Raw genomic sequence first — 22,119 nt, 5'->3', positions numbered from 1 at the left:
GGCTCGACGGCGGTGTCGAGGTGGGACCTTTGCACGCGCTCGCAGCGCCGTCAATGGATCTCGCAAGCGCTTTCTGTGAGGAGTTACGGGGGTGGGGTTCCGGTGTGCTCGGCCCTCTTGACGGTTTCTGCGAGCGCTTGCAGGATCGACGACGTCAGCTCTGCCCGAGGTCCCATGTGACGATCCGGCAGGGCCCTTCGTCGGTGCCGCCCGCGGCGCGGTACGCGGCGAGCGCCGCGTCGTTGTCCGTGTCCACGCCGACCCACATGTCGTAGCAGCCGAGTTCCGCGGCCAGGTCCGCGAGCGTGCGGATCAGGGCGTGGCCGATGCGGCGGCGTCGGAACGGTTCGGCGACGGCGAGTTCGTACAGGAACATCTCGCGGCCCTTGTCGGGGTGCAGCGTCTCCACGCCGCTGATGAAGCCGACGGGGTCCGGGGTGAGGTCGTCCTCGTGGGCGAGGAAGAGGTGGTGACCGGGCGCCGCGAGGAACGCTGCCGCGTGGTGCGGGTGGGGTGGGGCGTCGAAGAGGGCGGAGGCGGTGAGGAGTTGGGGCGTGGTGGTGGCTCGTACGATCCGCATCCCACCAGCGTCCCGCATCTGCCGGGCTCGGGTGCGTTGCCGGGTGCGAGAAGCCCCACTCACCCGCAGCCCGCGACGCGCGCGAGAGGCCCCGGCGGGCCGCGGCCCGTGACGAGAGCGTGGCCCACCGGGGTACACCAGCCGCGGTAGACCGGGGCGGAACCGTACTACTGGTGGAGGGGGCCCGGTTCCGCCCGGGGGCTGCCGTGGGCGGAGGCGGCGGCGCCTACGGTTGACGCATGGATCTACGAGTGCGCGCATGGCGCGAGCGAGTACGGGGCGGCCCGAGGCGCTGGATCGCCGCGGCAGCGGCCGTCGTGGTGCTCGCCGGCGCGGGAACCTGGACCGCCGCGGCGGCATCCGACGACGCCCCGCCCGTGCACCGCCAGGACCGGATGATGCCGATGCCCGGCGGCGTCCGCATCGACACCTCGTACTTCACGACGGGCGACAGCCACGACAGGCGCCCCGCCGTCCTGCTCGCGCACGGCTTCGGCGGCAGCAAGAACGACGTGCGCGGCGAGGCCGAGAAGCTCGCCCGGCACGGGTACGCCGTGCTGACCTGGTCCGCCCGCGGCTTCGGGAAGTCCACCGGGAAGATCGGCCTGAACGACGCGGACGGCGAGGTCGCCGACGTCTCCCGGCTCATCGACTGGCTCGCGGACCGCCCGGAGGTACGGCTCGACAAGGCGGGCGACCCGCGCGTGGGCGTCTCCGGCGCCTCGTACGGCGGAGCGGTCTCCCTCCTCGCGGCCGCGCACGACGACCGGGTCGACGCGATCGCCCCGCAGATCACGTACTGGAACCTCGCGGACGCCCTGTTCCCCGACGACGTCTTCAAGAAGCTGTGGACGGGCATCTTCTTCACCTCCGGGTCCGCGGACCTGGGCGCCCGCACCAGCGAGGCGGGCCTCGAATGCGGCCGGTTCCAGCAGGAGCTGTGCGCGATGTACCAGCGGGTGGCGGTCGCCGGTGAGCCGGACGCCGCGGCCCGCAAGCTCCTGGAGGAGCGCAGCCCGTCGGCCGTGGGCGACCGGATCAAGGTGCCCACGCTGATCGCGCAGGGCCAGAGCGACTCGCTGTTCCCACTGGGCCAGGCCGACGCGATGGCCCGGCAGATCAAGGCCAATGGCGCGCCCGTCCACGTGGACTGGCTGGCGGGCGGGCACGACGGCGGCGACATGGAGATCGACCGGGTCGGCGGCCGGGTGGCGTCCTGGTTCGACCGGTACCTGAAGGACGACGAGGGCGCCGGCACCGGGCCCGCGTTCCGGGTCACCCGCACCGGCGGCGTCGACTCCACGGACGGCGCGGCCACCCTGCGCGGCGCGAGCAGCGACACGTACCCGGGGCTGCGCGGCGAGAAGCGGGTGTCCGTGCCGCTGAAGTCGGCGACGGAGACGTTCCAGAACCCGCCGGGCGGCGGCCCGCCGTCGATCTCTGCGGTGCCCGGGCTCGGCAGCGTGTCATCGCTCTCCTCGTCGCTGGGCCTGAGCGTCGCGCTCGACTTCCCGGGCCAGTTCGCCCGGTTCGACTCGGCGCCGCTGGGCAGGTCCGTGCGCATCACCGGTTCGCCGACCGTCACCGCGCACGTGAAGTCCTCGACCGGCACCGCCGTCCTGTTCGCGAAGGTGTACGACGCCGGGCCCGGCGGGGCCCGCGAGGTGCTGCCGTCGCAGCTGGTGTCGCCGGTGAAGGTGACGGGCGCGGGCGGCGCGGGCAAGGACGTGCGGATCACGCTCCCGGCGATCGACCACCAGGTGCAGAAGGGGCACCGGCTGCGGCTCGTCGTCTCCTCGACCGACCTCGGCTACGCGTCCCCGGTGAAGCCCGCCACGTACGAGGTGTCGGTGAGCGGCGGGCTGAGCCTGCCCACCGCGCCGAGCGTGGAGACCGCGGCCGCGCCGCTGCCCGCCTGGGTGTGGTGGCTGCCGGTCGCGGCGGTCGCCGTCGCGGCGGGCCTGCTGCTGACCGCGCGCCGCCGGACGAGCGCGCCCGCCCCCGACCCGGCGCTCGCCGAGGTCCCGCTGCAGATCACGGACCTGAGCAAGCGGTACGCGAAGTCGGCCGACCGGTACGCGGTCCGTGACCTGTCCTTCCGCGTCGAGAAGGGCCAGGTCCTCGGCCTGCTCGGGCCGAACGGCGCGGGCAAGACGACGACCCTGCGCATGCTGATGGGCCTCATCCGGCCCGACGAGGGCGAGATCCGCGTCTTCGGGCACGCGATCCGGCCGGGCGCGCCCGTCCTCTCCCGGGTCGGCGCGTTCGTCGAGGGCGCGGGCTTCCTGCCGCACCTGTCGGGCCGGGAGAACCTGGAGCTGTACTGGAAGGCCACCGGCCGGCCGCCCGAGGACGCGCACCTGGACGAGGCCCTGGAGATCGCCGGCCTCGGCGACGCCCTGGCCCGCGCCGTGCGCACGTACTCGCAGGGCATGCGGCAGCGCCTGGCCATCGCGCAGGCCATGCTCGGCCTGCCGGACCTGCTGATCCTCGACGAGCCGACGAACGGGCTCGACCCGCCGCAGATCCGCGAGATGCGCGAGGTGATGATCCGGTACGCGCGGGCCGGCCGCACCGTCATCGTCTCCAGCCATCTCCTCGCCGAGGTCGAGCAGTCCTGCACGCACCTCGTCGTCATGGACCGCGGCCGGCTGGTGCAGGCGGGCCCGGTCGCGGACATCGTCGGCTCCGGCGGCACCCTGCTCATCGGTCTCGCCGCCGACATCGCCGACCCGCTGGTCGAGAAGGTCGGCGCGCTCGGCGGAGTGGAGTCGGCGGTGCGCGTCGACGAAGGACTGCTGGTCAGGCTCACCGCCACCGGATCGGCCGCCGTCCTGGTGGCCGACCTGGTCCGGCTCGACGTACCGGTGACGGCCGTCGGCCCGCACCGCCGCCTGGAGGACGCGTTCCTGACGCTGATCGGAGGGGAGCCGGCATGACGACCACCAGCACCGGCACTACGGGACACCACAGCGGCACCGGGGGGCCCGAGCTCGCCCACGGCTACCGGCCGGGCCGCACCCTGCCGCTCCGCGTCGAGCTGGTCCGGCAGGTGAAGCGGCGCCGCACCCTCGTCATGGGCGCCGTGCTCGGCCTGCTGCCGTTCGTGCTCGTCGTCGCCTTCGCCATCGGCGGCGACCCGGGCGGACGCAGCGGCCGGGTGACGCTGATGGACACGGCGACGGCGTCCGGCGCGAACTTCGCGGCGACGTGCCTGTTCGTGTCCGCCGGGTTCCTGCTCGTCATCCCCGTCGCCCTGTTCTGCGGCGACACCATCGCCTCCGAGGCGAACTGGTCGAGCCTGCGCTATCTGCTCGCGGCGCCCGTGCCCAGGGCCCGGCTGCTCTGGTCCAAGCTGACCGTCGCGCTCGGGCTCAGCCTCGCCGCGATGGTGCTGCTGCCGGTGGTCGCGCTCGCGGTGGGCACCGTCGCGTACGGGTGGGGGCCGCTGGAGATCCCGACCGGCGGGTCGCTGGACGCGGGCACGGCGGCGCAGCGCCTCGTCGTCGTCATCGCCTACGTCTTCGTGTCCCAACTGGTCACGGCGGGCCTCGCGTTCTGGCTGTCGACGAAGACCGACAACCCGCTGGGCGCGGTCGGCGGCGCGGTGTTCCTGACCATCGTGGGGAACGTGCTGGACGCGGTGACCGCCCTCGGCGACTGGCGGGACTTCCTGCCCGCGCACTGGCAGTTCGCCTGGGCGGATGTGATCCAGCCGCAGCCGGAGTGGAGCGGCATGATCCAGGGCACGGCCGTGTCGGTGGCGTACGCGGTGGTGCTGTTCGCGCTGGCGTTCCGTGGCTTCGCCCGCAAGGACATCGTGTCGTAACGCGACGGCGCGGTCTCCGGAGGATCACCCACCGGTCACAACTGCCGTCCCCCGTAACCGCTTTGAGGCCAAGGCGCAATCGCTCGGGTCGAACACTCGGGCCGCCCCGCGCGTCACAGTCACAAGGCGCCGGTACCACCGGCGCATGACGCAGCGGGAGGGGCGGGCATGGGGAACGGTCCGGACGGCACGGGGATGCGGATACGGGTGCGGCTGCGCCGCCGCGGCGGGGCGCTGCTCGCCGCGGGGCTCGTCGGCGGGCTGCTGCTGACGGGGTGCGGGGGCCCGGGCGGCGCGGCGGACAGCGCGGACAGCAAGGCGCGCGGCCCGCGGGCCGCCGACGAGCCCGCGGCCTCCGTCGCCCCGAGCGCGGGGAAGGAGGCCGCGCCCGACTACCGGTCGACGTTCGCCCTGGACGTCGACACCGCCTCGTACGGGTACGCGCGCCGCACGCTCGACGAGGGGCGGTTGCCGGAGCCGGGGACGGTGCGGCCCGAGGAGTTCGTCAACAGCTTCCGGCAGAACTACCCGCGCCCCGAGGGCAACGGCTTCTCGGTGACCGTGGACGGCGCCCGCACCGGCGAGGACGGCTGGCGCCTGATGCGGGTCGGTCTCGCGACGGCGCAGGCCCCGGCGTCCGGTGAACGGCCGCCCGCGGCCCTCACGTTCGTCATCGACATCTCCGGCTCGATGGGCGAGCCGGGCCGCCTCGACCTGGTCAAGACGTCCCTGTCGACGCTCACCGGGCAGCTCCGGGCCGACGACTCGATCGCCCTGGTCACCTTCAGCGACGAGGCCAGGACGGTCCTTCCGATGACCCGGATCGGCCGGCCCGGCGGCGAGGTCCGCGAGCGCGTCAGGAACGCGGTCGACACCCTCGAACCCACCGACTCGACCAACCTGGGCGCGGGCATCCGCACCGGCTACGCGACCGCCGTGGAGGGCGCCAGGTCCGGCGCCACGAACCGGGTCGTCCTGCTCTCCGACGCCCTCGCCAACACCGGTGACACGGACGCCGACTCGATCCTCGAACGCATCGCGAAGGCCCGCCGCGACCACGGCATCACCCTCTTCGGGGTGGGCGTCGGCAGCGACTACGGCGACGCGCTGATGGAGCAGCTCACGAACAAGGGCGACGGCAACACCACGTACGTCTCGTCGCCCTCGGACGCCCGCAAGGTCTTCGTCCAACAGCTGCCCACGAACGTCGAGTTGCGGGCGCGGGACGCCAAGGCGCAGGTCGTCTTCGACCGGGACGCGGTCGCCGAGTTCAAGCTCCTCGGCTACGACGACCGGCGCGTCGCGAACGACGACTTCCGCGACGACCGGGTCGACGGCGGCGAGATCGGCCCGGGCCACACGGTGACGGCGCTGTACGCGGTCAAGCTGCGCGACGGCGCGGAGGGCGAGGTGGCCACGGCCACCGTGCGCTGGCTCGACCCGTCCAGCCGCGCGCCCCGCGAGCAGTCCGGCTCGGTCGCGGTCTCCGCGCTCAACGGCTCCCTGTGGTCGCACGGCACGACGCCGCGCCTGCGCGTCTCGGCCGCCGCGGCCTACTTCGCCCACCGCCTGGGCGGCGCGTCGGACGAGCCGTTCCCCGGCGAGCCGTCGCTGGGCCGGCTCTCCGCCTACGTGGGCGCGTTGGCGGACGAGACCGAGGACTCGGACGTACGCGCCCTGGCGAAGTCGGTGCGGCAGGCGGACCAGCTGCGGCAGTAGGCGGCCCGCCCCCGGCTCAGTCGATCTCGGCCCGGAGCAGCAGCGCGAAGCGGGCGCCGTCGGTGCCCGCGACCAGGCCGTCGACCGTGCAGCCCGTCAGGCCGTACGAGGAGGAGTACCCGTCGTGGTTCGACCACCAGCGGGCCGTCGGGCCGAGCTCGGCGACCACCCGGGACGCCAGGTCCCGGGCGCGGCCGGCGTCCATCGACGGCACGTCCCACAGCAGGGACGTCGAGGCGAACCGCGTCAGATGCGCGGTCGCCTCGGGCGCGGCGACGGGCTCGAGGCCGGCCCGGATCTGGGGGAGCGGGGTCGGCGGCTGGACGTGGGTGTCGACCCGCGCCCAGGTCTCGTGCTCCGCGACGGCGGCCGTGCGGATCTCGGGGGCCAGGTGCTCCAGCCACGTCGCCGGGTCGGGCGGCGCGGACAGGAGTCCGTGGCGGACGTGCGCCCCGCCGGCGGCGGCGAGCTCGTCCAGCAGGCTGCCGAGGCCGGTGGTCCGGTCTGGTCCCGTCACGTTCGTGCCCCTTCCGGCGGCGGGTGTCGGCGGATGCGGCCGTCAGGGTAGCCGTCGCCGGGCGCGCGACCGCCGACGGCCCCCGCCGCACCCGTCAGCGGATCTGCCGCCCCGAGATGGCCCGCGCGATCACCAGGCGCTGGATCTCACTGGTGCCCTCGAAGATCGTGTAGATCTTCGCGTCGCGGTACATCCGCTCCACCGGGTGCTCCCGGCTGTACCCGGCGCCGCCCAGCACCTGGATCGCCTTCTCGCTGGCGGCGACGGCCAGTTCACCGGCCCGCAGCTTCGACATGGAGCCCTGCCCCGCGTCGAAGACCTTGTCGTTGCGGGCCATCCACGCCGCCTGCCAGATGAGCAGCCGGCACGCCTCGATCTCGGTCCGCAGGTCCGCCAGGGCGAACGCGATCGCCTGGTTCTCGATGATGGGGCGGCCGAACGCCTCCCGGTCGCCCGCGTACTCCAGCGCGTACTCGTAGGCGGCCCTGGCGATCCCGAGCGCCTGCGCGCCCACGGTCGGCCGGCTCACCTCGAAGGTGGACATCGCGGCCTGGCCGCGCCCGCCCGCGGTGCCCTCCCGGGCGCGGGCGAGCCGCGCGTCGAGCTTCTCCTTGCCGCCGAGCAGGCAGTGGCCGGGGACGCGGACGTCGTCGAGGAAGACGTCGGCCGTGTGGGACGCCCGCAGCCCCAGCTTCCGTATCTTCTTGGCGCCTTCGAGGCCCGCGGTGCCCGGCGGCACGACGAACGCCGCCTGCCCGCGGGAGCCCAGGGAGGGGTCGACGGAGGCGACGACGACGTGCACGTTCGCGATGCCGCCGTTGGTGATCCAGGCCTTCTGGCCGGCGAGCACCCACTCGTCCCTGGCCTCGTCGTACCGCGCCCGCGTCCGCATCGCCGCGACGTCCGAACCGGCCTGCGGCTCGGACACGCAGAACGCGGCCACCTTCGGGTCCGCCTCGTCGCCGAAGCACTGCGGCACCCACTCGGCCAGCTGGTCGGGGGTGCCGGAGGCGAAGATCCCGGCCACCGCGAGCGACGTGCCGAACAGGGCCATGCCGATGCCCGCGTCGCCCCAGAACAGCTCCTCGTTGGCGATCTGGAGCGAGATGCCGCTCGGGTCGCCGAACAGCTCGGCGAGCGACTCGAATCCGTACAGGCCGATCTTCGCGGCCTCCCGGATCACCGGCCAGGGCGTCTCCTCGCGCTCGTCCCACTCGGCGGCCGCCGGCCGCACCACGTCCACGGCGAACCCGTGCACCCAGTCGCGCAGGTCCCGCTGTTCCTCGCTCAGTTCAAGGGAGAAAACCATGACGGACGGTGTCTCCCCTCACGCCTTGGGAATGTCGAAGTAGCGGGTCAGCCCCGAGGCGAGCGCCACATCGCCCGCGATCTTCACCTTGCGCATCATGAACATCGTGACGGGCGAGGAGTTGCCCGACACCAGCTTGAGGAACTCCGCGTCGCCCATGACGAGCGTGACCCGCGGCTCGCCTTCCGAGCGGCCCTCGGTGACCGTGCACGCGCCGCCGCTGATCCGCGTCTCGTAGACCACCTCGGGGTTGTCGCCCTGGCCGGTGATCTTCCAGCGGACGACCGCCTCGAGGGATCCGGCGACATCCGGCTTGAACTGCCGCTCCATGCGCCCGAAGACCTCCTTGAGGATGCGCGTGCGCAGCGCGCCGTCCTGGGCGATCGTGCTGATCTCCTTCGCGGACAGGCCCTTCACGATCCGCGCGAACTCCTCGGGCGTGACGCTCGCGAAGTCGAGGGCCGCGATCTCGTCGGCACCGCTCATGCCCATGCTCCTTACTGTTTAGTAAACTTACTGATTGGTAAGGTTACGGCGACGTAGGTAGGCTGACAAGGGTGACGGGGACATCGGGAGCAGCTCAAGGGCGCACGGCGGGGCGCCGGAAGCGCGTGCCGCGGCAAGTGCGCGAGCAGCAGATCATCGACGTGGCGGTGCGGGTCTTCGCCAAGCGCGGCTATCACGCGGCCGCGGTCGACGAGATCGCCGAACTCGCCGGGATCTCCAAGCCGATGGTCTATCTGTACCTGGACTCCAAGGAAGGGCTGTTCCTCGCGTGCCTGCGGCGCGAGGCCGAGCGGCTCGTCAGCGCCTTCCAGGAGGCCGCGCGCGGCGCCGGCGCCGCGCCCGAACTCCGGCTCTACGCAGGGCTTTCGGCCTTCTTCGCGTTCGTCGCCGCGCACCGCGACAGCTGGGTGGTGCTGCACCGGCAGGCCTCCGAGCTGAGCGAGGCCATCGCCGACGCCGTCGCCGAGGCCCGGCGCGCGGTGATGGGCGAGGTCGCCGGGCTGATCAGGGACGGCATCTCGGACAGCGGCCGCGGCTCCCGACTGGGCGACCAGGACGCCGACTTCGTCGCCCACGCGCTGGTGGGCGCGGCCGACTCGCTCACCGACTGGATGGAGCGCAACCCCGACCAGTCCCCGGAGGGCATCACCCTGCGCCTGATGAACATGGTGTGGGTGGGCATGCGTGACGTGCTCGACGGCGAGGCGTGGCTGCCGCAGGCGTGACCTGCCGCGTCGGCCGCGGACCAATTCCCGTACGACCCATTGAATTTTCCTTACGCGTCGGTAAGTTGACCCCCGAGTAAGTACCAGCACGTGCCGCCGCGCGACCGGGAGCCGTCATGGGCGTACGCAAGGATCTGAAGCGGGCCAGGGAGCGCAGCGACCTGGCCGACCGCGCCACCGTCGAACTCGTCAGGGACGAGCGGGGCGTGGTCCGCGAGGCGCGCGTCGCGCCGCTCGCCGAACCGCCCGCCGACGGGTCCACCCCCGCCGACATCCCCTTCGTGAACGCCGCGGAGGAACCGGACGCCGTCGTGGTGCGGCGCAAGGAGGCCGGCGAGTGGAAACCGGTCACCGCGGCCGCCTTCGCCCGTGAAGTCACCGCCGCCGCCAAGGGGTTGATCGCCGCCGGACTCGAACCGGGCGGACGGGTCGCCCTGATGTCCAGGACCCGCTACGAATGGCAGGTCCTCGACTTCGCGATCTGGGCGGCCGGCGGCCAGACCGTCCCCATCTACGCCACCTCGTCGGCCGAGCAGATCGAGTGGATCGTCCGGGACTCGGGCGCCCGCATCCTCATCGTGGAGACGCCCGAGAACGTCGCCACAGCCGCTGCCGGACTCGCCGCCCTGCCCGACGCCGACCGGCCGGGCATGTGGCAGCTCGACGCGGGCGCCGTCCTCGAACTCGCCACCACGGGACGGGAGATCCCCGACGAGGAGGTCACCAAGCGGCGCGCCGCCCTGACCCCCGACAGCGTCGCCACCGTCTGCTACACCTCCGGGACGACGGGCCGCCCCAAGGGCTGCGTCCTCACCCACGGCAACCTCCACGCCGAGGCCGCCAACACGGTCGAGCTGCTCCACCCCATCTTCAAGGCCATCACCGGGCAGACCGCCTCGACGCTGCTCTTCCTGCCGCTCGCGCACATCCTGGGCCGGACCATCCAGGTGGCGTGCCTGCTCGCCCGGATCGAGCTCGGCCACTGCCCGAGCATCAAACCGGACGAGCTGCGGCCCGAACTCCGCTCGTTCCGGCCGACGTTCGTGGTCGGCGTCCCGTACCTCTTCGAGAAGATCCACGAGACCGGCCGGGCCACCGCCGAGAAGATCGGCCGCGGCGCCTCCTTCGAGCGGGCCGACCGGATCGCGGTGCGGTTCGGCGAGGAGCACCTGGCCCGCTTCCTGGAGAAGAACGGCAAGGGCCCCTCGCTCGGCCTCACCCTCGCCACGGGCCTCTACGACCTGCTCGTCTACCGCCGCGTCCGCAAGGAGCTGGGCGGCCGCCTCCGGTACGCGATCAGCGGCGGCTCCCCGCTCGACCGCAGCCTCAACCTGTTCTTCTACACCGCCGGAATCGTCATCTACGAGGGCTACGGCCTGACCGAGACGACCGCCGCCGCCACCATCACCCCGCCTCTGCGGCCCCGGCCCGGCACCGTCGGCCTGCCCGTGCCCGGCACCACGATCCGGATCGCCGACGACGGCGAGGTCCTCGTCAGGGGCGGCATCGTCTTCGGCGCGTACTGGCAGAACGAGACGGCGACCGCCGAAGTCCTCGACGCCGACGGCTGGTTCGCGACCGGCGACCTCGGCGCGCTCGACGACGACGGCTACCTCGCGATCACCGGCCGCAAGAAGGACATCCTCGTCACCAGCGGCGGCAAGAACGTCTCGCCCGCCGTCCTGGAGGACCGGCTGCGCAGCCGCTCACCGGTCGGCCAGTGCATCGTCGTCGGCGACAACCGGTCCTACGTCGGCGCCGTCATCACCCTCGAACCCGAGTCCGTCGCCCACTGGCTGACCGTGCGCAAACTCCCCGCCGACACCCCGATGTCCGAGGTGATCCGGGACCCGCGCATGGTCGCGGCCGTGCAGCGGGCCGTCGACTACGCCAACGAGGCCGTCTCGCGAGCCGAGTCGATCCGCAAGTTCGCCCTGGTGGAAGGGGAGTTCACCGAGGACAACGGACTGCTCACCCCCTCCCTGAAGATCAAACGGCGGGCCGTCACGGCGGCGTACGAGCGGGAGATCGAGGAGCTGTACGGTGCCTGAGCCCACGGACACCGAGGCCCCCATGAACGCCGACGACTTGGACGTCTTCGACGTCCTCGTCGTCGGCTCCGGCTTCGGCGGCTCCGTCTCCGCGCTCCGGCTGACCGAGAAGGGCTACCGGGTGGGCGTGCTGGAGGCGGGCCGCCGCTACACCCGCGACACCCTGCCCCGCACGTCCCTGAAGCTGCGCGACTACCTGTGGGCGCCCCGCCTCGGCCTGTACGGCATCCAGCGCGTCCACCTCATGAAGAACGTGATGGTGCTCGCCGGGGCGGGCGTCGGCGGCGGCTCGCTCAACTACGCCAACACGCTGTACGTGCCCCCGCCCGCGTTCTTCCGGGACCGGCAGTGGGCGGACATCACGGACTGGCGCACCGAACTCGCCCCGTACTACGACCAGGCCCGCCGCATGCTCGGCGTACGCACCAACCCGACCACGACCGAGGCCGACGAGCTGCTGCGCGACGCGGCCGGCCGGATGGGCGCGGGGGACACCTTCCGGCTCACCCCCGTCGGTGTCTTCTTCGGCGACGGCAAGGACGCCGACGGCAGCGCAACTGCTCCGCCGGGCGCGGAGGTCAGGGACCCCTACTTCGGCGGCGCCGGGCCCGCCCGCGCCGCCTGCACCGAGTGCGGCTCCTGCATGACCGGCTGCCGCGTCGGCGCCAAGAACATCCTCACGGAGAACTACCTCCACCTCGCCGAACGGGCCGGCGCCGAGGTGCGGCCCCTGACGACCGTCACCTCGGTGCGCGAGCGGGACGACGGCACCTACGAGGTCACGACCGTCCCCACGAACAGGCCGCGCCGTGGCCGCCGCACCGTCCTGCGCGCCCGTCGCGTGGTCCTGGCCGCGGGCACGTACGGCACCCAGACCCTGCTGCACCGCATGAAGGCCGACGGCACCCTGCCCCGCCTGTCCGACCGCCTCGGCGTGCTGACCCGCACCAACTCCGAAGCGCTGGTGGGGGCGTTGACCTGGCCGCGGAGGCTCGGGCGGCGGGACGTCGACTTCACCCGCGGCGTCGCCATCACCTCCTCCGTCCACCCGAACGAGAACACCCACATCGAGAACGTCCGCTACGGCAAGGGCTCCAACCTCATGGCCCTGATCTGCGTGCCGCAGTACCGGCAGAACCTGCCCAAGCCCCTGGCCGCCGCCCTCGCGTTCCTCTCCCACCCGGTGCTCGTCGCCCGGACCGTCGCCCTGCGCCACTGGTCCGAGCGGACCATCATCGGGCTCGTCATGCAGACCCACGACAACTCGCTCACCACGGGCCTCACCAGAAGGGGCGCGCTCACCGCGGAGCAGGGGCACGGGCGGCCCAACCCCGTGCACATTCCCGAAGGCTGGCAGGCGGCGGGCCTGATCGCCGAGTCCATCAACGGCTTCGCCGGGACGAACCTCGGCGAGCTGCTGGGCAAACCGCTCACCGCGCACTTCCTCGGCGGCTGCGTCATCGGCGACTCGGAGCGCAGCGGCGTCATCGACCCCTACCACCGGCTCTACGGCCATCCGGGCATCTCGGTCGTCGACGGCTCGGCGGTCTCCGCGAACCTCGGCGTCAACCCCTCCCTGACCATCACGGCGCAGGCCGAGCGGGCGATGGCGTACTGGCCGAACCGGGGTGAGAGCGACCCGCGGCCCGAACAGGGCGCCCCGTACCGGGAGTTGAGGCCGGTCACGCCGAAGGCGCCCGCCGTGCCGGCGGGCGCCCATGGGGAGCTGCGGTTCTGACCTTCGGCTACTTCGGGTCGCGGTCGAAGACCGACTTCGACCAGAAGTAGCCGAGCGAGATGAGCGCCACGCACCAGACGAGGGCGATCCAGCCGTTGTTGCCGATCTCGGTGCCGAGGAGCAGGCCGCGCAGGGTCTCGATGGCGGGCGTGAAGGGCTGGTACTCGGCGATCGGCTGGAACCAGCCCGGCATCGAGTGCAGCGGGACGAACGCGCTGGAGATCAGCGGCAGCAGGATCAGCGGGGTCGCGTTGTTGCTGGCGCCCTCCGCGTTCGGGCTGGTCAGTCCCATGCCGACGGCGATCCAGGTCAGCGAGGTGGCGAAGAGCACCAGGAGACCGAAGGCCGCGACCCACTCCAGGACGGTGGCGTCGGTGGACCGGAAGCCGATGGCGACGCCGACGGCGCCCACGAACACCACGCTGACGACCGACTGGAGCACGCTGCCGATCACGTGCCCGATGAGGATCGAGCCGCGGTGGATGGCCATCGTGCGGAAGCGGGCGATGATGCCCTCGCTCATGTCCATCGCGACCGACACGGCCGTGCCCACCACGGTGGAGCCGACGGTCATCAGCAGGATGCCCGGGACGACGTACGCGATGTAGGCGTCGCGGCCCGCGCCGCCGCTCATGGCGCTGCCGAAGATGTAGACGAAGAGCAGGAGCAGCATGACCGGGGTGAGCAGCAGGTTCAGGGTGAGTGAGGGGTAGCGCCGGGCGTGCAGGAGGTTGCGGCGCAGCATCGTGGACGAGTCACGGACCGCGAGGGAGAACCGGGAGGGGCGGTGGGCGGTGGCGAGCTGGGCACTCATCGGACGGTCTCCTTGGTGTGGTCGGTGCCGCCGGTGAGGGCGAAGAACACGTCGTCGAGGTCGGGGGTGTGGACGGTGAGTTCGTCGGCCTCGATGCCGGCGGAGTCGAGCCGGTCGAGGATGGAGCGGAGTTCGCGCTGGCTGCCGTCGCTGGGGATCTGCAGGGCGAGGGCGTCGTCGTCGCGGGTGACTTCGCGGAGGGTGGCGGCGGCCGTGTGGTAGGCGGCCGGGTCGGTGAAGCGGAGCCGGATGTGGCCGCCGGGGATGAGGCGCTTGAGTTCGTCGGCGGTGCCTTCGGCGGCGATCTTGCCGTTGTTCAGCACGGCGATGCGGTCGGCGAGTTCATCGGCCTCGTCGAGGTACTGGGTGGTGAGGAAGACGGTGACGCCGTCGTTGACGAGCTCGCGGATGATGCCCCACATGGTGTGGCGGGAGCGGGGGTCGAGCCCGGTGGTCGGCTCGTCGAGGAAGATGATCCGCGGGTTGCCGACCAGGGTCATGGCGATGTCGAGGCGGCGCTTCATGCCGCCGGAGTAGGTGGAGGCGGGCTTCTTGGCGGCCTTGGTGAGGTCGAAGCGTTCGAGGAGCTCGGCGGCGACGCGGCGGCCTTCCTGCTTGGGCAGGTGGTGGAGGTCGGCCATGAGGAGCATGTTCTCCTCGCCGGTGATCAGTCCGTCGACGGCGGAGAACTGGCCGGTGACACCGATCGCGGCGCGGACGCCGTCGGGTGCGGCGGCGACGTCGTGTCCGGCGACCTGGGCCTGTCCGCCGTCGGCCCTGATGAGGGTGGAGAGGATCTTGACGGCGGTGGTCTTGCCGGCGCCGTTCGGTCCGAGCAGGGCGAACACGGAGCCGGCCGGGATGTGCAGGTCGATGCCGTCGAGGACGGTCTTGTCACCGTAGGACTTGCGCAGTCCGACGGCTGAGACCGCGGCCGTACGGGACGGGTGACCGCTGTTCATAGTGGATGTGTGCATGACAGATGAAGGCATGACGACTTCCTTTGGGAGGTCGAATATTCAGGGAGTTGACCCGAGCCGGGGGGCAGGGCGACGGTCCGTGACTGCATGTCAGTCGTCAGCCTCTGCAGGCGTGTCGGGTGGATGGCCTGCCCGCCGCAGACCTGTAAGCCGAGCGGCGTGAACAGGATCTGCGGCGGCTTCGGGCGTCCTGCAGCAGGGTGCTACTTCTCGGCTGCGTCGGATTCCTTGGTGAGGGATTCCTGGTAGACGTCCGCGTAGGTGCGGGAGTCCTTGATCAGGCCGTCGCAGAACGCGGCGACGTCCGTGCCGATGAGTTCCACCACCCCCTTGCCCGCGGCGACGCCTTCCTCGAAGAAGTCGACGATCTCGGAGAGCAGGGCCCCTTCGAAGAGGTCGACCGGCCCGACCTTGAACAGGTACTTCTGCATCTCCTTGTAGACGATCTGGTAGTCCGGCGGGAGCGCCTTGACCCGGGCGGTGTGCGCTCGCCACTGCTTCTTGCCCTCGATGATGTCCTGGATGCCCATGTCAGCCTCCCAGCCGGCTCAGTTTCCTGGCGACGTTCCTGTTCAACTGCTCGCGCCAGCGGTCGCGATAGGTACGGGCTCCCTCTCCGCCGACCAGCGCCGTGCAGAAGCCCGGGATGTCGTCGCCGAGCACCTCGTCGACGCTCTGCCCGTCCGCCGACGTCTCCTCCAGCAGCCCCAGGGCGGCATCGAGGATCGGCATGAGGTTGCGGCCGGTGAAGTTCCCGTGGGGGAAGAGGTTGGCCTTGATCTGTTCCCACGCGGCCCGGTGGTCGTCGGGCAGGGCCGCGGCCCGCACTTCGAACGCCTTCCAGTCCCTGGTGAGATCGCTGCCGGTGATGGTCTCCCAGAAGTTCATCTCCCGCCCTCCTTCAGCTTGTTGATGCGCGATGAGAGGTACTGCCACTTCGTCCAGAAGCCTGCGAGCTGCTCGCGGCCGGCGTCGTTGAGCGCGTAGAACTTGCGCGGCGGGCCGACCCCGGACGGCCGCTTCGTCACCTCGACGAGTCCGTTCCTCTCAAGGCGCAGCAGGATGGTGTACACCGTGCCCTCGACGACGTCGGCGAAGCCGAGGTCGTTCAACTGGCGGGTGATGGCGTACCCGTAGGTTTCCTCGGTGCTGATGATCTCGAGCACGCATCCTTCGAGCGTGCCCTTCAGCATCTCCGTCAGATCGTCCACTGCGGATCCTCCTCGGCACTGTCGGTACTGCGTAGTACCGAGTACCGCTATACGGTATCACCGAGTAGTGGGGGCGGCCAGTGCTCATGCGCATCGCCGGTCCCCACCGCCCCCGCCGCCGATCCCACTCCTCGTTAGGTCACCGCCGTCCTCACCACCTTGCCGAAGATCGGCGCGCTCGCCGCACTGTTCCGCTTCGGAGCCGAGGCCGTCGCCGGCTCGGACGTGCCGTGGGCCCCGCTCGTCGCCGTGCTCGCCGCCGCGTCGATGACCCTCGGCAACCTCGCCGCGTTCCACCAGCAGGACGTCAAACGGCTGCTCGCGTACTCGGCGATCAGCCAGGTCGGATACCTGCTGATGCCCGTCGCCGTCGCGGGACGGACCCCGCTCGCCCAGCCGGCCGTGCTGTTCTACCTCGCCGGTTACGCGCTGACGAACCTCGGCGCCTTCGCGGTCGTCTGCGCGCTGCCCGGGCTGCGCACCCTCGACGACTACCGCGGTGCGGCCCGCAGTCACCCGGCGCCGGCGGGCGCGCTCGTGATCTGCCTCCTGGGGCTCGTCGGAACCCCGCCCACCGCCGTGTTCCTGGGCAAGCTGGAGGTGTTCAGCGCCGCGTTCGACGGCGGGTACGCCTGGCTCGCCGTCGTCGCCGCGCTCAACACGGTCGCCTCGCTCTTCTCCTACCTGCGCTGGATCGCGCCCACGCTCACCACGGGCGCGACCACGGCTCCGCCGCCGAGCGCCCGCAGACCGGCGGCGACGGTCGCGTACGCCGCGGCTGCCGGATCGGTGGTGCTGGGGCCGGCCGGGGTGCCGGTACTCGATCTGCTCGACGGGGCTCTGGCTCGCTGAGGCGCTTCGATGCCTGTGACAGAACCCTGTGACAGAACGAAGACGCGTCGGAGGACCGCCTGTGACTCGGTGCGAGATACAAATATTTCCGACCACACGCACCGCGCTCGTTCTGGGGGAACACCGTGAAGCACACCCGTATCGCCGCTCTGGCCGCCGTCGGCGTCGCCGCCACCCTGTCGCTCACCGCCTGCGGCGGCGACGGCTCGGGGAAGGACTCGTCGTCCAAGGGTTCCGCGTCGTCCGCGTCCTCGCCTTCCTCCTCGGCGTCCTCGGAGTCCTCTTCGTCCCCGGACGACGGGGCGAAGGCGGGCGGCGGCTCCGGTTCGGGCAACCAGCAGGCCAGCAACGCGAAGACCGACTCCGGGAAGGGCTCCGGGGCGGGAGCCGCCGGGAACAACGGCGGGGCGGCGACCGGCGGAAAGGTCACGTTCTGCAAGACGGCGGACCTGGCCATCGACGCCCAGGACGCGGCGCCCGACGCGGAGGCCGGCCGGATCAACATCACCATGATCAACCGGGGTTCGACCACCTGCTCGGCGACGGGCTTCCCGGGCGTCGACATCACCGACGCCGACCACACCACGAGCCCCATCGCCCGTGGCCACGCCCAGCCGCGCGTCACCGTCCTGAAGCCCGGTGACGCCGCCGTCTTCGACCTGGCGTACACCATCGACAGCAGCGGCAACAGCCTCGCGACCCCGACCGAGATCCTGGTGACGCCCCCGAACGAGACCCACACCGTCACCCTGAAGTGGCCCGAGGGCGCGGGGGACATCAAGGGCGCCTACACCGACGTCGAGGTCTACCCCACGCACACGACGAAGTAGCGAAGTGCCCGGCTGCGGTGGTTGCTGAACCCGACGGGCGACCACCGTGGGCGGGAGCCCTGCCGCCTACGCGGCCGTGCGACCGGCCGTGCGCATCCGCACCGGCAGCGCCGTGAAGGAGCGCAGCGTGTTGTTCGGATGCCGTCGCGGAGGGCCCGCGAGCTCGATGTGCTCCACGCGCCGCACGAGCGCGGTGAGCAACGCCTCCGCCTCCAGCCGGGCCACGTGCTGGCCGACGCACTGGTGCAGGCCCATGCCGAATCCCACGTGGCCCGACGGATCGCGGGTGAGGTCGAAGCGGTCGGGCCGGTGCCAGCGCCCGGGATCGTGGTTGGCCGCGCCCAGGAACATCAGGATCTTGGTGTCGCGGGGAACCGTCGTTCCCGCGATCGTGACGTCGCGCGTCGCCGTACGGAAGAAGGTCTGCACCGGCGACTGCCAGCGCACCGCCTCGTCGAACGCGATCCGCACCAACTCGGGCCGCTCGCGCAGCCTTTGCCACTCCTCGGGGTGCGTGGCAAAGGCGTACAGGCACGCGGCGAGGCCGTGCACGGTGGTGTCGACGCCGGCGGTGAGCAGGGAGCGCACGACGAGCGGCGCCTGTTCGTGGGTGATGTCGCCGCGGTCGGCGGCCGCCCAGATGCGCGCGCCGAAGCCGTCCTCCGCGAGCGCCTCACGGCGGCACTGGGCACCCACCCAGGCCGACAGATCGCCCATGCGAGGCAGGTCCGCGGCGACGAGCTCATTGCGCGGGCCAAAGGCGTTGAACGCCATGTTGCCGTAGGGCAGCAGGTTCTCGCGGCCGAGGGGGCCGAGCCCGACGGCGTCGGGGAAAACCCGCAGCGGGAACGCCCTCGCCAGCTCGGAGAACGCATCGAACTCGCCCTGGCCGTCGATGACTTGGTTCACGAGCTGCTCCGCCAGAGCGAACCAGTTCGCCCGCAACCGTCGAAGCGCGGGAGGGGCGAGGATCTCGCGCAGGACCCGGCGCGGAGCGTCGTGCTGCGGCGGATCGGCTTCGAGCAGCAGGCTCGGCGGACGCCAGGGCTTCTCGTGGTGGAAGTTGGCGAGCCCGGCACCTGCCCCCGAAGCGAAGCTCTGCCAGTCGGTGAGCGCCGCGTGCACCTGCTCGTAGCGAGCGAACGCGTGCACGCCGTACCGCTCCAGGTACACCACCGGTCCGGTCTCGCGCAGCGTACGCGCCAGCGGTTCGGGATCGAGCAAGACATCGACGGCGAACGGGTCGGCGTCGCTGACGGGCGCCGCGCCGACTGCATGCTCCAAAGGCTCTGTCATGACGGCTCCTTGTGACGCGGGTGCGGGTGCGGGTGCGGAGGTTGAGGTGGCTCGGTGTGGATTGCTCGTACGGGCGCGCGGTGTACGGGTCACAGGTCGAGTACGAGGCGGTCGCCGCAGGAGCGGGAGACACACAGCAGCATGCAGTCGCCGGTGGCGCGCTCGTGGTCGGCGAGCACGGAGTCACGATGGTCGGGGCGGCCTTCCACGACGGTTGTCAGGCAGGTGCCGCAGGTGCCCTGCTCGCAGGAGGAGAGCACGTCCGCGCCCGCGGCCCTGACGGCGGCGAGCACCGACGTGTCCGGCGGGACGGTCACGGTGGTCCCGCTGCGGCGCAGCTCGACGTCGAAGGGCGTGTCACGGACAGGTGCCGCCTGCGCGGCGGCGGTGAATACCTCGGTGCGCAGGGAGCGGTGGGGTCGGCCGGTCGCGCGCACCGCGTCCTCGACGGCCGCCAGGAGTGGGGCCGGGCCGCAGCAGTACACGGGGCAGTCCGTGGGCGCGGTCCCGAGCCAGTGGGTCAGGTCGAGGAGCCCGGTCTCGTCCTGTGGGGCGACGTGCACGCGGCCTCCGTAGGCAGAGGCGAGCTCGTCCCGGAAGGCCATCGAGTCCCTGGTCCGCCCGCCGTACAGCAACTGCCAGTCGGCTCCCACGAGTTCTGCCTGGTGCAGCATGGGAACGAGAGGCGTGATGCCGATCCCGCCCGCGACGAACAGGTACTTCGCCGCCGGTACGAGTGGGAAGTTGTTGCGCGGCCCGCCGACACCCACCCGGTCACCGGGACGCAGCCGGTCATGGACGTACGCGGATCCTCCCCGGCCCTCCGGCTCGCGCAGCACGGCGATGCGGTAGCGGTACGCGTCCCAGCGGTCACCGCACAGCGAGTACTGGCGCGTCGTGCCGTCGGGGAGGACCAGGTCGATGTGGGCGCCGGGCGTCCAGTCGGGCAGCCGTGCCCCGTCCGACCGGGTGAGGGTGAGTGCGACGACGCCCTCGGCCACGTCCTCCCTCGCCGCGACCACCAGACCCTGAGTCGCGTCCTGAGCAACCACCGTGTCGCCTCCCGTCGTTGGGTTGCGGGAAGCATGCGAGCCGCGCGACCGCCTTCGCGACGGCATTCTCACTCAGCGAGAGACCGACTTCTCGGTGTCGTCCGGCGCGTCAGCGGCTTGCGCCCCGAGGGCACGGGAGAGCCCGCGCGCGGCTGTCCGGACGACCGGGACGACCGCTGCCGCACCGGGCTCGTTCGGGACGATCACCGAGAAGGCGGCGATCACCGTCCCCCGTGCGTCGCGGACCGGAGCTGCGACGCCGAGCGCGTCGTCGTGCACGAAACCGGGACAGTACGAGAATCCCTGCCGGCGCACCTGCGCGAGCCGGGCCCGCAACTCCGTACCGGTGGAAGGGGTGTTGTCGGTGTAGCGGGGCAACGGCTCGGAGAGCACGCGTTCGCGCAACGCGGCGGGTCCGTGCGCCAGGAGCAGCAGCCCGCTGGAGGAGGCGTGCAGCGGCAGCCGGCCGGCGATCCGCGTGTAGTTGATCACCGCGCCGGGCGCCGAGAGCCGCTCGACGAACAGCACCTCACCGCCGTCGAGCACGCCGAGCTGCACGTGCTGGCCCACGACGTCGTGGACCCCTTCGAGGAAGGGCATCGCGACGACCCTGAGCCGCAGCGCGGGCGAGGCCCGCGTCCCCAGCTCCCACAACCGCATGCCCACGCGGACCCGCCGGTCCGGCTCCCGGACCAGCAGGTCGTGAGCGACGAGCTCGGCCACCAGCCGGGAGGCCGTCGCCACGTGCAGCCCGGTCCGCCGAGCGATCTCCGAGACACCCAGGACCGGGTCCGTCTGATCGAACGCCTCCAGAATGCGCACGGCCCTGGTCAGTACGGACTCTCCGCTGCTCGCCCTCACCTCGACATGATGCGTGGGGTGGGTCGTGGCTGGTCAAGGCCCGTGCAGCTACGAGCGGTCGGCGGGCGAGGACCTCTTCTTGCGCCCACCCGGCCGCCACAGAACGCGCTACTGGTTGCGGTCGCGCGGGCCGCCGTACTGGGTGTCCGTGACGGGCTCGGCCCACCGGGTCTCGGGGGAGCCGTCCGTGGTGCCCTCCCACATGGCGATGTGTTCCATGAAGCGGTCGGCGGCGGCGCCGTGCCAGTGCTCCTCGTCGGGCGGGCAGCTGACGGTCTCGCCGGGGTGGGCTTCCAGGATCGTGCCGTCGCGGGTCCCGACGAGGGCGATGCCGGAGACCACGTGCAGGGTCTGGCCGACAGCGTGCGCATGCCAGTTGGTGCGGGCGCCGGGCGAGAACCGTACGAGGTTCGCCCGCAGCCGGGAGGGCGCCTGACCGGCGACGACGACGTCCCACCAGACATCACCGGTGAACCAGTCGGCGGGGGCCTTGCTGGTGGGCTGGGACTTGACGAATTCCATGGGGCTTCCTGTCGATGCGGTGGGAGAGGTCGCGAGCGGTGGTGCGGCCGTGCCGGATCAGTCGGCCATCGGCTCGGCGTAGTGCCGGAACCCGTCGCGTTCGGCGTGCAGGGCGTACAGCCGCTCGGCCAGGGCTGCGGGGCTGCTGTGCTCGGCATCGGGGCGGATCGCGCCCGGCACGATCAGCTGGGCCGCGTGGATGTTCTCCGGGGCGAGCGCGGTGTGAAGCATCGCCGCATACGCGCTCTCGGCGGCGAACGCGATCGAGGTGCCGGCCCGCTGGGGGTGGGGGCGCACGGCGCTGCCGCCGTTGACGAACAGCAGCGTGCCGCGTCCCAGGGCCCGCATGCCGGGCAGGACCGCCTGGACGCAGGTGACCGGCCCCTTGACCGAGAAGCCGAGCGGATCGTCGAGGTCGGTCGCGTCCGTGTCCAGGACCGGCTTCATGAAGTCGGTCCGTGGCACAGGGCTGTACTGCAGGATCTCCACCGGGCCCAGTTCCCCGGCGGCGGTCCGCAGAGCCGTGGTGAGCGACGTGGGGTCGAGGACGTCGGCCGTGTAGCCGCGGGCCCGGACCCCGGTGGTCGTGATGTCGGCGACGAGACCGTCGAGGCGCTCGGCGTTGCGGGCGAGCAGCGCGACCTGGTGCCCGGCGGCGCCGAAGCGGCGGGCCGCGGCGAGGCCGAGGCCGGGACCCGCGCCGACGAGGGCGAACGTGGTCACAGG

Annotated in this window: 21 protein-coding genes and 1 pseudogene; 8 read left to right on the top strand and 14 right to left on the bottom strand. The window is 72.0% G+C overall.

Annotated elements, in window-relative coordinates; translation table 11 throughout:
- Positions 1 to 154: 154 nt before the first annotated feature.
- A complete protein-coding gene (locus M4J07_RS26260; RefSeq protein ID WP_255975482.1) occupies positions 155 to 580 on the bottom strand; it encodes a GNAT family N-acetyltransferase in 426 nt (141 codons plus the stop codon).
- Positions 581 to 819: 239 nt separating this feature from the next.
- Here M4J07_RS26260 and M4J07_RS26255 point away from each other — a divergent pair, with 239 nt between their 5' ends.
- The 3 genes from M4J07_RS26255 (at position 820) to M4J07_RS26245 (ending at position 6,128) form a co-directional block, all read left to right on the top strand.
- Positions 820 to 3,519: an alpha/beta fold hydrolase gene (locus tag M4J07_RS26255; RefSeq protein WP_255975481.1), complete on the top strand. Its 2,700-nt coding sequence runs from the start codon at positions 820 to 822 to the stop codon at positions 3,517 to 3,519.
- Entirely contained in the window at positions 3,516 to 4,409 is an 894-nt protein-coding gene (locus M4J07_RS26250) for an ABC transporter permease (RefSeq protein WP_255975480.1), read from the top strand. The genes M4J07_RS26255 and M4J07_RS26250 overlap by 4 nt, the downstream gene beginning before the upstream one ends.
- A gap of 168 nt (positions 4,410 to 4,577) precedes the next feature.
- Complete coding sequence (locus M4J07_RS26245; RefSeq protein ID WP_374215083.1) at positions 4,578 to 6,128, top strand: vWA domain-containing protein; 1,551 nt, start codon at positions 4,578 to 4,580, stop codon at positions 6,126 to 6,128.
- Positions 6,129 to 6,144: 16 nt separating this feature from the next.
- On the opposite strand, the gene M4J07_RS26240 is transcribed toward M4J07_RS26245, so the two are convergent.
- From M4J07_RS26240 to M4J07_RS26230, 3 genes are all read right to left on the bottom strand, one after another.
- On the bottom strand, positions 6,145 to 6,645 hold the full coding sequence (locus M4J07_RS26240) for a hypothetical protein (RefSeq protein WP_255975479.1): 501 nt from the start codon (positions 6,643 to 6,645) through the stop codon (positions 6,145 to 6,147).
- A gap of 94 nt (positions 6,646 to 6,739) precedes the next feature.
- Positions 6,740 to 7,954, bottom strand: coding sequence for an acyl-CoA dehydrogenase family protein (locus M4J07_RS26235; protein ID WP_255975478.1), 1,215 nt, complete (start codon positions 7,952 to 7,954; stop codon positions 6,740 to 6,742).
- A gap of 18 nt (positions 7,955 to 7,972) precedes the next feature.
- The gene (locus M4J07_RS26230) at positions 7,973 to 8,440 is read right to left on the bottom strand and encodes an SCP2 sterol-binding domain-containing protein (protein ID WP_255975477.1); all 468 of its coding nucleotides are present in this window, start codon (positions 8,438 to 8,440) and stop codon (positions 7,973 to 7,975) included.
- Between the two features lie 125 nt (positions 8,441 to 8,565).
- On the opposite strand from M4J07_RS26230, the gene M4J07_RS26225 reads away from it, so the two are divergent.
- The 3 genes from M4J07_RS26225 (at position 8,566) to M4J07_RS26215 (ending at position 12,975) form a co-directional block, all read left to right on the top strand.
- Positions 8,566 to 9,186, top strand: coding sequence for a TetR/AcrR family transcriptional regulator (locus M4J07_RS26225; protein WP_255975476.1), 621 nt, complete (start codon positions 8,566 to 8,568; stop codon positions 9,184 to 9,186).
- A 116-nt stretch (positions 9,187 to 9,302) separates the two neighbouring features.
- Positions 9,303 to 11,237, top strand: coding sequence for an AMP-dependent synthetase/ligase (locus tag M4J07_RS26220; RefSeq protein WP_255975475.1), 1,935 nt, complete (start codon positions 9,303 to 9,305; stop codon positions 11,235 to 11,237).
- Positions 11,238 to 11,259: 22 nt separating this feature from the next.
- A complete protein-coding gene (locus M4J07_RS26215; protein WP_255975495.1) occupies positions 11,260 to 12,975 on the top strand; it encodes a GMC family oxidoreductase N-terminal domain-containing protein in 1,716 nt (571 codons plus the stop codon).
- Positions 12,976 to 12,982: 7 nt separating this feature from the next.
- Here M4J07_RS26215 and M4J07_RS26210 read toward each other — a convergent pair whose 3' ends face one another.
- The 5 genes from M4J07_RS26210 to M4J07_RS26190 all read right to left on the bottom strand — a co-directional run bounded on the left by M4J07_RS26210 (position 12,983) and on the right by M4J07_RS26190 (position 15,980).
- Complete coding sequence (locus M4J07_RS26210) at positions 12,983 to 13,789, bottom strand: ABC transporter permease (protein WP_255975474.1); 807 nt, start codon at positions 13,787 to 13,789, stop codon at positions 12,983 to 12,985.
- A complete protein-coding gene (locus tag M4J07_RS26205) occupies positions 13,786 to 14,781 on the bottom strand; it encodes an ATP-binding cassette domain-containing protein (protein ID WP_255975473.1) in 996 nt (331 codons plus the stop codon). Before M4J07_RS26205 ends, M4J07_RS26210 begins: the two co-directional genes overlap by 4 nt.
- 191 nt (positions 14,782 to 14,972) lie before the next feature.
- Positions 14,973 to 15,299 (bottom strand): DUF1048 domain-containing protein, encoded by a 327-nt coding sequence (locus tag M4J07_RS26200; RefSeq protein WP_255975472.1) that lies wholly within the window; start codon positions 15,297 to 15,299, stop codon positions 14,973 to 14,975.
- A 1-nt stretch (position 15,300) separates the two neighbouring features.
- Positions 15,301 to 15,657, bottom strand: a complete 357-nt coding sequence (locus tag M4J07_RS26195; RefSeq protein ID WP_255975471.1) for a DUF1048 domain-containing protein — start codon at positions 15,655 to 15,657, stop codon at positions 15,301 to 15,303.
- Entirely contained in the window at positions 15,654 to 15,980 is a 327-nt protein-coding gene (locus M4J07_RS26190; protein WP_255975470.1) for a PadR family transcriptional regulator, read from the bottom strand. The genes M4J07_RS26195 and M4J07_RS26190 overlap by 4 nt, the downstream gene beginning before the upstream one ends.
- 138 nt (positions 15,981 to 16,118) lie before the next feature.
- Between M4J07_RS26190 and M4J07_RS26185 the strand changes: the two are divergent.
- Positions 16,119 to 16,832: pseudogene (locus M4J07_RS26185) on the top strand (NADH-quinone oxidoreductase subunit N); the annotation flags it as partial.
- 125 nt (positions 16,833 to 16,957) lie between these two features.
- Entirely contained in the window at positions 16,958 to 17,662 is a 705-nt protein-coding gene (locus M4J07_RS26180) for a DUF4232 domain-containing protein (protein ID WP_255975469.1), read from the top strand.
- Between the two features lie 66 nt (positions 17,663 to 17,728).
- Here M4J07_RS26180 and M4J07_RS26175 read toward each other — a convergent pair whose 3' ends face one another.
- The 5 genes from M4J07_RS26175 to M4J07_RS26155 form a co-directional block, all read right to left on the bottom strand.
- Complete coding sequence (locus M4J07_RS26175; RefSeq protein WP_255975468.1) at positions 17,729 to 18,958, bottom strand: cytochrome P450; 1,230 nt, start codon at positions 18,956 to 18,958, stop codon at positions 17,729 to 17,731.
- Positions 18,959 to 19,047: 89 nt separating this feature from the next.
- Positions 19,048 to 20,010 carry a PDR/VanB family oxidoreductase gene (locus M4J07_RS26170; protein WP_255975467.1) on the bottom strand — a complete coding sequence of 321 codons (963 nt, stop codon included), beginning with the start codon at positions 20,008 to 20,010 and terminating at the stop codon, positions 19,048 to 19,050.
- Positions 20,011 to 20,082: 72 nt separating this feature from the next.
- Positions 20,083 to 20,871, bottom strand: a complete 789-nt coding sequence (locus tag M4J07_RS26165) for an IclR family transcriptional regulator (protein WP_255975466.1) — start codon at positions 20,869 to 20,871, stop codon at positions 20,083 to 20,085.
- 108 nt (positions 20,872 to 20,979) lie between these two features.
- On the bottom strand, positions 20,980 to 21,393 hold the full coding sequence (locus tag M4J07_RS26160) for a (R)-mandelonitrile lyase (RefSeq protein WP_255975465.1): 414 nt from the start codon (positions 21,391 to 21,393) through the stop codon (positions 20,980 to 20,982).
- Positions 21,394 to 21,450: 57 nt separating this feature from the next.
- Positions 21,451 to 22,116, bottom strand: a complete 666-nt coding sequence (locus M4J07_RS26155; protein WP_255975494.1) for an SDR family NAD(P)-dependent oxidoreductase — start codon at positions 22,114 to 22,116, stop codon at positions 21,451 to 21,453.
- Between the last annotated feature and the right edge of the window lie 3 nt (positions 22,117 to 22,119).

It is taken from the genome of Streptomyces longispororuber, assembly GCF_024448165.1.
Classification (GTDB): Bacteria; Actinomycetota; Actinomycetes; order Streptomycetales; family Streptomycetaceae; genus Streptomyces; species Streptomyces longispororuber_A.
Note: the sequence above shows the minus strand (reverse complement) of the source record. Positions and strands in the feature narration are given on the sequence as shown.